Below are 12,407 nucleotides of genomic sequence, written 5' to 3'. Positions count from 1 at the left end.
GTCCGCCCGCGCCATCTGCCCGCGCCATCTGCCCGCGCCGTCCGCCGGCAGCGGTCCCGAGTGGCCCGGCGACGGGTGCAGTAGGCTCGGCACGATTCCCGGGCCACCGCGCGGTGAACTGCGGGGATCGGCCGGCCGACGTGCCGGTCAACCGACGGGAAAGTCACTCGGGTAGGGGATGGTTGTGGTTGTGCGTCTGGTCGTCGGTCTCGCACCACGTCCGCGCGGTGCGTGATGTCCCACGTCGACCCCTACGGCAGCGCCGACCCTCGCGGCTGGGACCGGCCGGACCGGCCCAACCTGCCCTGGCCCGACCACGACGTCGAGCCCGGCCCCTGGGCGCGGCGGCCCGCTGTCGCTCCCGACCTCCACGCGGACCCGCGCACCCGGCCCTCGGCCGATCCCGCCGGGACGTACCCCGGGTACGACGACCGCGACCCTGCCCGGCCCTTCCACGGGCCTTCCGGCGCGGGTGACCCGGCGTACGGGGGCCGGCCCGGCCCGGTGAACGGCCGCAACGGGCGCCACGGCCCCGCCGGTGACGATCCGGAGTACCCGACCGCGCAGCTGCAACCCGTCCGAGACGAGGCGCCCCCGTTGTCGGAGTACCCCACCACGCAGCTCACGCCGGTCCGGGACGAGCCGGCCCCGGCCGGGTCGGAGCCGCCGGGTCGGCGCCAGCCGGGCCGGCGCCGGGCGGGCGGGTCCGGGGCCCCGGCGGCGTCGTCGGGCAAGGCCGGCCGCAACCTGCCCGCGGCCATCGGGGTGGGCGTCGCCCTCGGCGCGCTCATCCTCGTGCCACTGTTCCTCTACCCGCCGGCGTTCCTGCTGGTCGTCGCCGGCGCGGTGGCGATCGGCAGCTGGGAGATGGCCCGGGCGGCCGGGCGGGCCGACGCCCACCCGCCGCTGGTCCCGCTGATCGCCGGCGCCGTGCTCACCGTGGGGCTGGCCTGGTTCGCCGGCCCCGACGCGCTGACCCTCGGTCTGGCCGTCACCGTACTGGGCTCGGTCGTGTGGCGCCTCGGGGACGGGCCGGCCGGGTTCCGGCGGGACGTCACCGCCGCCACGCTCATCGCGGTCTACGTGCCGTTCCTCGGCGGTTTCGCGGCGCTGCTGGCCGCGGTGCCGGACGACGGCTCGCTGCGGGTGCTGGCGACCCTGGTCGCCGTGGTGCTCTCCGACACGGGCGGGTACGCGGCCGGCGCCAACTTCGGCAAGCACCCGATGGCCCCCACGATCAGCCCGAAGAAGTCCTGGGAGGGCCTGGCCGGGTCGGTCGGCGCGGCGGCGCTCGGCAGCGCGGTGCTGCTCTGGCTGCTCTTCGACGTCCGCCCCTGGTGGGGCGCCCTGTTCGGGGTGGCGGTCTCCGCCGCGGCCGTGCTCGGCGACCTGGCCGAGTCCATGGTCAAACGTGACCTCGGCGTGAAGGACATGAGCAACCTGTTGCCGGGGCACGGCGGCCTGATGGACCGGCTCGACTCGATCCTGTTCGCCGTCCCGACGGCGTACCTGCTGCTGGCGGTCCTCGTTCCGATGGCTGGTTGAGTCGTGAATCACCCTCCGCAGGTGCTTCCGTCCGTGCGGTCCGGCTCGATTCGGCACCTCCGGACGGGTGCGTCCCGCGCCGGGCGTGACAGACTGGACGCGACATGACGAGCCTGCCCCTGACCCCGGTCAACCTCGACGCCCCCGCACGCCGGGCGGCGATGCCCCCGCAGCACCTCGCCGACCTCGACCTCGCCGGCCGCCAGGCGCTGGTCGCCGAGCTGGGGGAACCCCGGTTCCGGGCCCGACAGGTCTCCACCCACTACTTCGGGCGCCTGGTGCGCGACCCCCGGCAGATGACCGACCTGCCGGCCGCGACCCGTGACAAGCTGGCCGAACGACTGCTGCCCACGCTGCTGACGCCGGTGCGGGAGCTGGCGTGCGACGACGGGGCGACCCGCAAGGCACTCTGGCGGCTGCACGACGGCTCGCTCGTCGAGAGCGTGCTCATGGGCTACCCGGACCGGGTCACGGTCTGCATCTCCAGCCAGGCCGGCTGCGGGATGGCGTGCCCGTTCTGCGCGACCGGCCAGGCCGGGTTGACCCGCAACCTCTCCACCGCCGAGATCGTGGACCAGGCGGTCTACCTGGCGGGCGTGGCCGCCTCCGGCGCGGTGGCCGGGTCCCCGCCGAGGCTGTCGCACGTCGTGTTCATGGGAATGGGCGAGCCGCTGGCCAACTACAACCGGGTCGTGGCCGCGATCCGGCGCCTGGTCGCACCGGCCCCCGAGGGGCTGGGGCTCTCCCAGCGGCACATCACCGTTTCCACGGTCGGGCTGGTGCCGGCCATCCGCCGACTGGCCAGCGAAGACCTCTCAGTGACCCTTGCTTTGTCGCTGCACGCCCCCGATGATGAGCTGCGCGACGAACTCGTGCCCGTGAACCAGCGCTGGAAGGTGTCCGAGGTGCTGGAAGCGGCCTGGGAGTACGCGACCCGCACGGGACGTCGTGTGTCGATCGAATACGCGATGATCAAGGACGTGAACGACCAGCCGTGGAGAGCCGATCTGCTCGGGCGGCTGCTGGCCGGCAAGTTGGCCCACGTGAACCTGATCCCGCTCAACCCCACTCCGGGCAGCCGCTGGGATGCGAGCCCGAAGCCGGTGGAGCGGGAGTTCGTCCGGCGGTTGCGCGACGCCGGAGTGTCCACGACGGTGCGGGACACCCGAGGTCGCGAGATCGACGGGGCGTGTGGTCAGCTCGCCGCCGCGGAGGGCAGTGAGACCGTTGGGACCGGGGAGACACCGTGACCGGGCGTAGCGAACGAGACCAGGAGACATAGTGGCGAGTCAGGGTCAGCGTTTCCGGCGCAAGGCGCTGCGCCGGGGATACAAGGTCGACGAGGTGGACGCCTTCCTCGACCGCGTCGAGGCCACGCTGGCCGGGCAGCCGGTCGGCGCGCCCGTGTCCTCGCAGGAGGTCCACGACGTCGTCTTCCGGGTCCGGTTCAACGGCTACGACGAGTGGCAGGTCGACCTGCACCTCGACCGGGTCGAGCGGCAGCTCGCCGACCTGGAGGAGCGCGGCGGCCTGGGCGGCCGTGGCGGTGACTCCCGCCTGCCGGACCGGCTCGGCCCGCCGGAGCGGATGGGCCCGCCGATGCGCGACGAGCGCGGCATGTCCCCGGTGGCGCAGCCGATGCCCCCCCGCGTCATGCCGGCGCAGCCCGGCCCGCCCGACCGCTACGGCCGGTACGACGAGCCCACCGGAGCCTTCGCCGGCGGCTACGACACGCCCCGCGGCGGCTACGAGCCGCCCCGTGCTGGCCCGGGCGCCCAGATGGGGCACGGCGCGCCGCCCCGCGGTCTGCCCCCGGGGCCGGGTGGCTACGGCCCGGACTCCGGACCGGGTGGCTACGGCCCGGACTCCGGACCGGGTGGCTACGGCCCGGACGAGCGTTTCGACGGCTTCGAGGCCGGCCGGCACGGACGCACCGACATGACCGCCGAGATCCGCATGCCGGACCGGGGCCGCGGCATGGGCGGCCCACCCGCGCAGCCGCAACCGGGCTTCGGTGGTCCGCCCGCGGTTCCCGGCCCGCCCGCGATGGCCGGCCCGCCGATGGCCGGCCCGCCCGGCAGTGACCTGTACCGGGTCGACCAGATCCGCCGCAGCTTCCAGGTACGCCGCTTCGGCAGCGGGTACGACCCGGACCAGGTGGACCGGTTCTTCGAGAGCCTGCTCGGCGGGATGCAGGGGCGGAACGCGATGCCGGTGAACCCCCGCGACCTGGACACCCTGCGCTTCGGTCTGGTGCAGGGCGGATACTTCGAGGCGGAGGTCGACGCCGCCCTCAAGGACGTGCAGGACATCCTGCTCGGTCGCTGACCGCGTACGACGAAAAGGGCCCGCTCCCGGTCGGGAGCGGGCCCTTCGCGCGTGTCCCGCCGGCGCGGGCGCCGGGTCTACGACCGCAGCCCGTTGCGCCGCAGCACGGTGTCGCCGATGACGATGGCCAGCAGCAGGACGGCGAGGCCGATCAGCCAGATGTCCTCGACCCTGCCCTCGTGGTTGCCGCAGAGCATCGCCAGCAGCGCCAGCGCGACGACCACCGCGCCGATCCGCCCGGACTTGCGGTGCCCCGGCTTGTGCTGGTCCGGCGACGTTACCGGCTCGCTTCCTGCCACTGTCGGTCCTTCCCTCGCGATCGGATCTCCGGTTAGTCTGGCACGCCCCGTGCCGCGCCCGGCGCTGGGCCCGACCACCTGAGGACCAGGCCATGCCGGACGCCGAGGACCGCCACCTGAACCTTCCCCGTCTTCGGCGAGCTGCTGCTGTGGCGGGAGTCGCCGCTGCCCACCAGCAGCGTCCGCATCGTGGCTGCCACGGTCGACGACGTGCACGCCCTGGTGGCGGTCTTCGCCGAGCGTGACTACGGAGCCGAGCCGGCGAGCGGCGTACGGGCGATCTGCGCGTGCTGCAGCGAGGGCAGCGTCGCCGCCGACCCGAACCAAGGGGAGCAGTGGGTGAGCCTCGCCGCGCCGCCGGACGAGATCCCCGGGCTGCTCGACGGCTGGCGTGCGGCCGCGCCCGACCGGCGCTCCTGGGCGCAGCCGACCGGCGCCTGAGCTGCCGCGAGGTGCCTCGTCGCAGTACTCCCGGCGTCGGCGGGCGGCGGTCGGAGCGGCTCCGGTAGCGTTTCCGCGTACACCTTTTCGTCGTTCTTAGGGGGACCTGCGGTGCGAGTGACCGGTACCGGGCACGCGAGCATGCGGATCGACACCCCCGCGGGCAGCATCCTGTGCGACCCGTGGGTCAACCCGGCGTACTTCGCCTCGTGGTTCCCGTTCCCCGACAACTCCCGACTCGACTGGGACACCCTGGGTGACGTCGACTACCTGTACGTCTCGCACCTGCACCGGGACCACTTCGACGCCGCCCACCTCAGGCGGTACGTGTCGAAGAAGGCCACCGTCCTGCTGCCCGCCTTCCCCACCTCGGAGATGGAGGACGAGCTGCGGGAGCTGGGCTTCACGAAGTTCCTGAAGGCGCCGAACGAGGAGGTCGTCGAGCTGGACGGCGGCCTCAAGGTGATGATCCAGGCGCTGACCAGCCCGACCGACGGCCCGATCGGCGACTCGTCGCTGTGGGTGGAGTACGACGGGGTCCGGCTGCTCAACCAGAACGACGCCCGCCCGACCGACCTCAGTCTCTTCGCCGAGCTGGGCCACGTGCACGCGCACATGCTCCAGTTCTCGGGGGCGATCTGGTACCCGATGGTCTACGAGCTGCCGCAGGCCGCCAAGACCGCGTTCGGCAAGCAGAAGCGGGACCGCCAGTTCGACCGCACCTGGCGGTACATCGACGACCTGAAGGCCGACCACGTCTTGCCGATCGCCGGCCCGCCGTGCTTCCTCGACGACGCGCTGTGGCAGTTCAACGACATCCACGGCGACGAGGGCAACATCTTCCCCGACCAGTCGGTCTTCCTCGCCGAGTACGCGAAGGTCGGCGGGACCAACGCCGTCGTCCTGCTGCCCGGCAGCGTCGCCGAGATCACCACCGGGACGTGCGAGACCACCCACCCGGTGCCGGTGGCGGAGTTCTTCGCGAACAAGGTCGCCCACCTGGAGGAGATGCGGGAGCGCAAGCGCCCGATCATCGAGGCGGAGAAGGCGTCCTGGCGGCACCCGGAGATCGACGTCCTCAAGGAGATGCAGCGCCGCATCGAGCCGCTGCTGGACGAGTCGATCTACATCGCCAAGGGGGTCGGCGGTCCGGTCCGCTTCGACCTGGTCGGCTACGACGGCGAGAGCGTCGAGTCGATCGTGGTGGACTTCCCGGGCAAGCAGGTGCGGCCGTACGCGGACGAGAAGGTGCGCTACCGGTTCCGCACCGAGCGGGCGCTGATCGAGCACCTGCTGCACATCGGCGAGGTGGACTGGGTCAACTCGCTCTTCCTGTCGTGCCGGTTCTCGGCGGCGCGCATCGGCCAGTACAACGAGTTCGTCTACTCGTTCTTCAAGTGCCTGTCCGAGGAGCGGCTGCAGTACTCCGAGGGCTGGTACGACGAGCACGAGCGGGCCGTCGACGCGGAGGACATCACCATCGGTGACTGGGTGGTGCAGCGCCGCTGCCCGCACCTGAAGGCCGACCTGAGCCGCTTCGGCGTCGTCGAGGGCGACCAGCTCACCTGCCAGCTGCACGGGTGGCGCTTCGACCTGTCCAGCGGCCGTTGCCTGACCAGCGTGGGCCACAAGATCCGCGCCCACCGCGTCGACGAGCAGTCGCCCGCCCCGGCCGGCGAATCCCTCAGCTGATCCACCTGGTCCGCCCCGGTGGGCGACCATGCAGGTGTGGTGCCTTGGAAGCGGTCCGGAACCGAAGGGACGCTGCGGCCTGGCGAGATGGCGCGGGACCGCTCCCGGGTGGAGTCGTTCAGCGACGGGGTCTTCGCGGTCGTCCTGACGGTGATGGCTGTGGAGCTGCTCCAGAACGGCCCGGCCCGGGCGAACGGGGGGCAGCTTTCCGAGGCGCTCTTCCAGGCCTGGCCGACCTACCTGGCGTACGTGATCACCTTCGTGGTCTCCGGCCAGATCTGGCTCGCCCACCACAACATGTGGCGGTACGTGGTGCGGGTCGACCACACGCTCCTGGTGTTCAACCTGCTTCTGCTGCTCTTCGTGGCCGCGATCCCGTTCACCGCCGACCTGCTCTCGGATCACCTGCGCGGCGAGGTGGCCGAGCAGCGGCTGACCGCCGCCCTCTACCTGGGCACCCTGCTCGGTGAGGCGCTCTTCTTCAACCTGAGCTGGTGGTGGGCCAGCAGCCGGCGGCTGCTCCACGAGGACCTGGATCCCAGGCTGGCCCGGACGCTCGCGCGGCGGATGCGGCTGCGTCCGCTGCTCTTCGTGTTCGCCTTCGCGGTCGTCTTCGTCGACCCGATCCTCAGCCTTCTCCTCTACCTCGTGATCGCCGGCTTCTTCCTCGTGAAGGACCCGGGTGACGACCCGCGGGCCGCCACCCAGCCGGAGAAGGGGTCAGCGGCCTAGATCCGCGAGGACGCGCCGGGCGGCGTTGTGGCCGGCGGCGCCGATGACGCTGCCGGCCGGGTGGCAGCCGGCGCTGCCCGCGTACACGCCGTCGACCCCGGTCGCGTACGGCATCCGGTCGGTGAACGAGACGGTGTTGTCGACGTGGTGGATGTGCCCGCCGGTGATGCCGAAGTGCGCCTCGATGCCGGGCGGGGGCAGGGGCACCGCGTCGGCGATCAGGTCACCGGTGCCCGGGGCGTACCGCTCGCAGATCGCGACCAGCTTCTCCACGTACCCGGGGAGGGCCTCGTCCCAGCTGGTGCCGGCGAGCTCGTACGGCACCGACTGCACGAACAGCGCCGACGAGTGGTGCCCGGCCGCGTCGGACAGCGACGGGTCGACGGTGGTGTGCAGGTACCACTCGATCGTCGGCTCCTCCGGCAGGCGCCCGGCCTGGACGTCGGCCCACATCGCGCGCAGCGCCGCCATCGGCGCCTCGCCGCCCTTGCCGCACAGCGAGGCCGAGCCGGGGAGCAGGTGGATGGTCGACCCGAACGGGCTCGGCGCGTCGGCCGGCAGGCAGGAGAAGCGCGGCAGCCCGGTCAGCGCCAGGTTGAGCTTCAGCGTGGTGCCGGGGCGGCGGACCGCCGCCATCCGGTCGGTGAGCGGCGCCGGGAGCGCGCCGTCGGGCAGCAGGTCCATCAGCCGGTACGGGTCGCACGCCCCCAGCACCACCGACGCGTGGACCTCCCGCCCGTCGGCGAGCACCACGCCGGACGCGGCACCCCCGTCGAGGGTGATCGCGCTGACCGGCGTTCCGGCGAGGATCGTCGCGCCGGCCGCCCGGGCGGCCTCGGCGAAGGTCCGGGAGACGGTGCCCATGCCGCCCTCGGCGATCATCCACGTGCCGTCCGAGCCGGGCAGTCGGCACATGTTGTGCACCAGGAAGTTGTGCCCGGTGCCGGGGTCGTCGGGGCCGGCGTTGAGGCCGGACAGGCCGTCGGTCACCGCGTACATGCTGACCAGCAGCTCGGAGCGGAACTCGAAGCGGGCCAGGTGGTCGGCGACCGACCCGCGGACCAGGTCGACGAAGACCTGCCGCAGCGCCGGCCGCACGTACCGCTCGGCGGTCTCCTCGACCGGCAGCGGCTCGGCCAGCCAGGCCGGTGCCAGGTCCGCGCGCAGCGCGGCGAGTTCGCCCTGGAGGGCGTCGTCGGCGGCGACGTCGGCGGGGGAGAAGAACTCGGCGAGCTGTTTGCGCGTCGCGGCGGTGTCGCTGCCGAAGAGCAGGTACGGCGAGCCGGGCCCGCCCGGAGTGGGCAGGAAGTAGTGCGGGTCGCGGCGCAGCACGGGGATGCGCACGTCGAGCGTGGCGAGCAGCTCCGGCGGCATCAGCCCGAGCAGGTACGACCCGGTGGAGTGCCGCAGCCCCGGGACCTTCGGGAACGGCGTCTCGGTGCGGGTCGCCCCACCGATGACGTCGGCCGCCTCCAGTACGAGCACGTCCAGCCCTGCTCGCGCCAGCAGGATCGCCGACACCAACCCGTTGTGCCCGGCCCCGACGATGACGACGTCGGCCCGCTGCGGAACCCCGTTCCCCTGCTCACCACCCATACCCGGCACCTTAACCGGCGCTCAGCCGCGCCGACACCCCGTCGATCATGAAGTTGGCGGGTGCCGGGGAGATCAACCCACCCGCTCACCTCATGATCAACGAAAGGAGGGAGGGGCGGGGGGCGCGGTCGGGCGCCGAGCAGGCGTCATTTCGCGTTCATCGGATAGTCTTCCGTCGATGCCCCGCCGGCTCTAACGTCGACGGGGCATCGATTGTGAAGCCCGGGAGGTTCTCCGATGGACCGTCGTACCGTCCTGCGCGCCACCGTCGCCGGCGGCGCCGCCTTCGCCGGCAGTCTCTGGGCCGGTGCTGCCCTGGCCGCCCCCGCCCAGCCCGGCCCCGGCCCGTACGGGGACCTGCTCGCCCCCGACGCCAACGGCATCCAGCTCCCCGCCGGCTTCACCAGCCGGGTGATCGCCCGCTCCGGCCAGTTCGTCCCCGGCACCGCGTACCTGTGGCACTTCGCGCCCGACGGTGGGGCCTGCTTCCCGGCCGGCGACGGCTGGATCTACGTGTCCAACTCGGAGATCCCGCTGGTCGGGGGCGCGTCGGCGGTGCGGTTCCGGGCGGACGGCTCGATCGCCGCGGCGTACCGCATCCTCGGCGGGACGAACGTCAACTGCGCCGGCGGCGCCACCCCGTGGGGCACCTGGCTCTCCTGCGAGGAGGTGCCGCTCGGGCGGGTCTTCGAGACGTGGCCGGACGGCAGCCGGTCGGCCGAGGAGCGTACCCGGATGGGGCGGTTCACCCACGAGGCCGCCGCGTGCGACCCGGACCGGCGGGTGGTCTACCTGACCGAGGACGAGGGTGACGGCTGCTTCTACCGGTTCGTCCCGGACACGTGGGGCGACCTGCGCACCGGCCGGCTCCAGGTGCTGTGCGCGCCGGCGGACCAGACCGCCGGGCCGGTGACCTGGCGGGACATTCCGGACCGGGACGGCTTCCCGATCTTCACCCGCTGGCAGGTCGGCGCGGCCAAGCACTTCGACGGCGGCGAGGGCTGCTGGTACGACCGGGGCACCTGCTGGTTCACCACCAAGGGCGACAACCGGGTCTGGGCGTACGACGCGGTCAACCAGCGCCTCGACCTCGCGTACGACGACTCGCTGGTCCCCGCCGGCGCGGCGCCGCTGACCGGGGTGGACAACATCACCGGCACCCCGGGCGGGGACCTGTACGTGGCCGAGGACGGCGGCAACATGGAGATCTGCGTGATCACCCCGACCGGCGTGGTCGCCCCCTTCCTGCGCATCCTGAACCAGAGCGGTTCCGAGATCACCGGCCCGGCGTTCGCCCCGGACGGCACCCGCCTCTACTTCTCCTCCCAGCGCGGCACCAGCGGCGACCGGACGGGCGGCGGCGGGGTGACCTACGAGGTCCGCGGCCCCTTCCGCCACTGACTCCCGCCCGCGCGCCCGAGTCCTGGTTGATCATGAGGTTAGCGGGGTGGGGGAGCGCTTTCCGGCCCGCTAACTTCATGATCAACGCGGTCGCCGCGGTCGCCGCGGTCGCCGCGGTCGGCGCGGTCGCTGCGGCGGATGCGCCAGCGGGAGAGGGCCAGGGTGGCCGAGTAGCCGGCCAGCACGATCACGTGGAACAGGTAGAGCCACAGCAGGACGGCCACGCCGGCGCCGACCGGGTCGAAGCCGCCGAACGGCGCACCCAGGTCGATCGGCAGCGACGCGAACAGCACGAAGCCGTGCAGGAAGCCGGACAGGTTCGCCGCCGTGAACGACCCGACGGCGAGGGTGGAGAGCCAGTCCGGCGACGCCTGACCGACCACCCGGAACACCCACATCAGCACCGGGGTCAGCACCAGCCAGGTCGCCAGGAACGACAGCACCACCCCCAGCGCGCCCACCCAGCCGCCCTCGCGGACCAGCCCGGTGGTGGTCGGCAGCGCGAGCAGGATCGACAACAGCAGAGCCGGGGCGGGCGCCAGCAGCGGGAGCAGCAGCAGCCGCCCCCGCCAGCCGACCAGCGACTCGCCGTTGCGCAGCTGGGCGACCGAGACGAACGCCCGGCGCAGGCCCTCGCCGTACAGCGACGCCGGCAGCAGCGAGGCCAGCGCAAGCCACGGCGTGAGGTTCACCCCGGCCTCGACCAGCGCGGCCACCGCCCGGGGCGCGCCGATCTCGTCCGGCAGGGTCTCCACGGCGTACGACGTGAGCCGGCGCACCCGGTCGGCCCCCGCCACCAGCGCCGTCAGCCAGATGGCCAGCAGGGCCACGGGCACCACGGCGATCGCCCCGTAGAAGGTGATCGCGGCGGCGTGCAGCGACAGGTCCCGCCCGCGTACCGGCCGGAAGGCGGCAGCGACGATCCGCTTCGTCCGCTGCCATCCGCCGTCCATCGGGTTCCTGTTCCCCGCTGGCCACCCCGTCAGTCCTAGACTCGGCCGCCATGACCGTTGTCACCACGGACCGCCTCGTGATCCGGGAGTGGACCGATTCGCCGGCCGACCTGGCCAGGGTCTTCGACATCTACTCCCGGGACGAGGTGATGCGCTGGCTCGGCGGCGGGGCGGGGACCCTCACCGACCCGAACCAGGCCGCCGAGCGGGTACGGGCCTGGCGGGAGCGGTCCGCGTCGTTCGGGGGCCGGTACGGAATCTGGGCGATCGAGGTACGCGACAGCGGCCAGGTGGCCGGCAGCGTACTGGTCAAGCCCCTGCCGGGCGCCGACGGCACCACGCCCACCGACGACATCGAGGTCGGCTGGCACCTGCACCCGGACTCGTGGGGTCACGGCTACGCCACCGAAGCGGCCCGGGCGATGGTCGCCCGTGAGTTCGCCACCGGCACCCGGGAGATCTACGCGGTGGTGACGCCGGGCAACGACCGGTCGGTGGCGGTGTGCCGGCGCCTCGGCATGACCCACGTCGGCCGGCGCACCGACTGGTACGGCGGCACCGAGGTGGAGACCTTCGTCCTGGACGCCCCGCCCGCCTGATCCGGCCGCCACGTCAGCCCACCGGGCGGTCCGGTGCCCGGCCGGTACCGCATCGACGGACGCCGCGTGCGACGTGCCGGTTTCCGGGGCGGCGCGGTTAGGCTGAGCCGAGCAGGATGGTCCGCTGAGGGGGTGAGCCTGCGATGGCCCAGGCCGCGTTCGCGCCCGAGCCGGCGCCGGAGCCCACCGAGCCGTCGTTCGACGTGCTGCGGTGGCACGACGAGCCGTGGACGGCCCAGCTCGCCCTCGACCTCTTGCCGGAGACCAACGGCCCCAAGGTCGAGGTCCTGAGCGGAAGCGTGATCGTGACCCCACACGCCGGATACGACCATCAGGATGCCGAGTTGGACCTGGCCTACCTGCTGAAGCAGGCGGCCCGCCGTGCCAAGCTCTGGCTCTACATCGAGACGAATGTCATCTCTGGTGACGACCTCTTCATCCCCGACATCGTCGTGCTGAAGGTCCCCGGTGGCGGCCGGACGACGATGGACATCTCGCATGCCGTGCTACTCGGGGAGATCGTGTCTCCGCGGAATCGGCGGAAAGACATCATCGACCGGCCGCGCGAGTACGCCAGGGTGGGGGTTCCCTACTTCCTCCGTGTCGATCTGCGGAACCGGGTCCCGACGATCGCGCTGTACGAACTGTTCGAGGGCGAGTACCGGCCGGTGTCGGCGGCGGCCGCGGGCACGACATTCGTCATGCGGGAACCCTTCGAGTTCACCATCGACCCTGCGGACCTGTTGGGCGAGGAGGCGCCGCCGGAGGAGCCGGCCGGCGGCGAGGGCTGAGGCTCCCAGCGGGCGTCCAGGGTCCCTGGG

Annotated in this window: 12 protein-coding genes; 9 read left to right on the top strand and 3 right to left on the bottom strand. The window is 72.8% G+C overall.

Going from position 1 to position 12,407, the window contains the following annotated elements; all coding sequences use genetic code 11:
* Window positions 1–234 precede the first annotated feature (234 nt).
* The 3 genes from GKC29_RS27590 (at window position 235) to GKC29_RS30380 (ending at window position 3,873) form a co-directional block, all read left to right on the top strand.
* Window positions 235–1,545 carry a phosphatidate cytidylyltransferase gene (locus GKC29_RS27590; protein WP_155333590.1) on the top strand — a complete coding sequence of 437 codons (1,311 nt, stop codon included), beginning with the start codon at window positions 235–237 and terminating at the stop codon, window positions 1,543–1,545.
* A gap of 104 nt (window positions 1,546–1,649) precedes the next feature.
* Window positions 1,650–2,795 carry a 23S rRNA (adenine(2503)-C(2))-methyltransferase RlmN gene (rlmN, locus tag GKC29_RS27585; protein ID WP_155333589.1) on the top strand — a complete coding sequence of 382 codons (1,146 nt, stop codon included), beginning with the start codon at window positions 1,650–1,652 and terminating at the stop codon, window positions 2,793–2,795.
* A 31-nt stretch (window positions 2,796–2,826) separates the two neighbouring features.
* Window positions 2,827–3,873 (top strand): DivIVA domain-containing protein, encoded by a 1,047-nt coding sequence (locus GKC29_RS30380; protein WP_155333588.1) that lies wholly within the window; start codon window positions 2,827–2,829, stop codon window positions 3,871–3,873.
* Window positions 3,874–3,950: 77 nt separating this feature from the next.
* Here the strand turns inward: GKC29_RS30380 and GKC29_RS27575 are convergent, their stop codons facing one another.
* Window positions 3,951–4,172 (bottom strand): DUF2631 domain-containing protein, encoded by a 222-nt coding sequence (locus GKC29_RS27575; RefSeq protein ID WP_155333587.1) that lies wholly within the window; start codon window positions 4,170–4,172, stop codon window positions 3,951–3,953.
* 189 nt (window positions 4,173–4,361) lie between these two features.
* On the opposite strand from GKC29_RS27575, the gene GKC29_RS27570 reads away from it, so the two are divergent.
* The 3 genes from GKC29_RS27570 to GKC29_RS27560 all read left to right on the top strand — a co-directional run bounded on the left by GKC29_RS27570 (window position 4,362) and on the right by GKC29_RS27560 (window position 7,037).
* Entirely contained in the window at window positions 4,362–4,613 is a 252-nt protein-coding gene (locus tag GKC29_RS27570; RefSeq protein WP_155333586.1) for a hypothetical protein, read from the top strand.
* A 111-nt stretch (window positions 4,614–4,724) separates the two neighbouring features.
* Window positions 4,725–6,305: a Rieske 2Fe-2S domain-containing protein gene (locus GKC29_RS27565; RefSeq protein WP_155333585.1), complete on the top strand. Its 1,581-nt coding sequence runs from the start codon at window positions 4,725–4,727 to the stop codon at window positions 6,303–6,305.
* A gap of 87 nt (window positions 6,306–6,392) precedes the next feature.
* Window positions 6,393–7,037, top strand: coding sequence for a TMEM175 family protein (locus GKC29_RS27560; RefSeq protein WP_155333584.1), 645 nt, complete (start codon window positions 6,393–6,395; stop codon window positions 7,035–7,037).
* On the opposite strand, the gene GKC29_RS27555 is transcribed toward GKC29_RS27560, so the two are convergent.
* Window positions 7,026–8,633 carry an NAD(P)/FAD-dependent oxidoreductase gene (locus tag GKC29_RS27555; RefSeq protein WP_155333583.1) on the bottom strand — a complete coding sequence of 536 codons (1,608 nt, stop codon included), beginning with the start codon at window positions 8,631–8,633 and terminating at the stop codon, window positions 7,026–7,028. The genes GKC29_RS27560 and GKC29_RS27555 overlap by 12 nt on opposite strands.
* A gap of 237 nt (window positions 8,634–8,870) precedes the next feature.
* Between GKC29_RS27555 and GKC29_RS27550 the strand changes: the two genes are divergently transcribed.
* The gene (locus GKC29_RS27550; protein WP_155333582.1) at window positions 8,871–10,034 is read left to right on the top strand and encodes an alkaline phosphatase PhoX; all 1,164 of its coding nucleotides are present in this window, start codon (window positions 8,871–8,873) and stop codon (window positions 10,032–10,034) included.
* A gap of 38 nt (window positions 10,035–10,072) precedes the next feature.
* Here the strand turns inward: GKC29_RS27550 and GKC29_RS27545 are convergent, their stop codons facing one another.
* Entirely contained in the window at window positions 10,073–10,987 is a 915-nt protein-coding gene (locus GKC29_RS27545; protein WP_155333581.1) for a YhjD/YihY/BrkB family envelope integrity protein, read from the bottom strand.
* Between the two features lie 50 nt (window positions 10,988–11,037).
* Here GKC29_RS27545 and GKC29_RS27540 point away from each other — a divergent pair, with 50 nt between their 5' ends.
* Together GKC29_RS27540 and GKC29_RS27535 are read left to right on the top strand one after the other, a co-directional pair.
* Entirely contained in the window at window positions 11,038–11,586 is a 549-nt protein-coding gene (locus GKC29_RS27540) for a GNAT family N-acetyltransferase (protein ID WP_155333580.1), read from the top strand.
* A 143-nt stretch (window positions 11,587–11,729) separates the two neighbouring features.
* Window positions 11,730–12,377, top strand: a complete 648-nt coding sequence (locus GKC29_RS27535; protein ID WP_155333579.1) for a Uma2 family endonuclease — start codon at window positions 11,730–11,732, stop codon at window positions 12,375–12,377.
* Window positions 12,378–12,407 lie beyond the last annotated feature (30 nt).

It is taken from the genome of Micromonospora sp. WMMC415 (assembly GCF_009707425.1).
Lineage (GTDB): Bacteria > Actinomycetota > Actinomycetes > Mycobacteriales > Micromonosporaceae > Micromonospora.
This window is presented reverse-complemented; position numbering and strand designations above follow the sequence as displayed.

What these genes read in the sequence shown, in the direction of transcription:
- GKC29_RS27590 (WP_155333590.1), top strand. Translation starts at nt 235, where the DNA reads ATGTCCCACGTCGACCCCTACGGCAGCGCCGACCCTCGCGGCTGGGAC.
- rlmN (WP_155333589.1), top strand. Translation starts at nt 1,650, where the DNA reads ATGACGAGCCTGCCCCTGACCCCGGTCAACCTCGACGCCCCCGCACGC.
- GKC29_RS27560 (WP_155333584.1), top strand. Translation starts at nt 6,393, where the DNA reads ATGGCGCGGGACCGCTCCCGGGTGGAGTCGTTCAGCGACGGGGTCTTC.
- GKC29_RS27555 (WP_155333583.1), bottom strand. Translation starts at nt 8,633, where the DNA reads ATGGGTGGTGAGCAGGGGAACGGGGTTCCGCAGCGGGCCGACGTCGTC.
- GKC29_RS27550 (WP_155333582.1), top strand. Translation starts at nt 8,871, where the DNA reads ATGGACCGTCGTACCGTCCTGCGCGCCACCGTCGCCGGCGGCGCCGCC.
- GKC29_RS27545 (WP_155333581.1), bottom strand. Translation starts at nt 10,987, where the DNA reads ATGGACGGCGGATGGCAGCGGACGAAGCGGATCGTCGCTGCCGCCTTC.
- GKC29_RS27540 (WP_155333580.1), top strand. Translation starts at nt 11,038, where the DNA reads ATGACCGTTGTCACCACGGACCGCCTCGTGATCCGGGAGTGGACCGAT.
- GKC29_RS27535 (WP_155333579.1), top strand. Translation starts at nt 11,730, where the DNA reads ATGGCCCAGGCCGCGTTCGCGCCCGAGCCGGCGCCGGAGCCCACCGAG.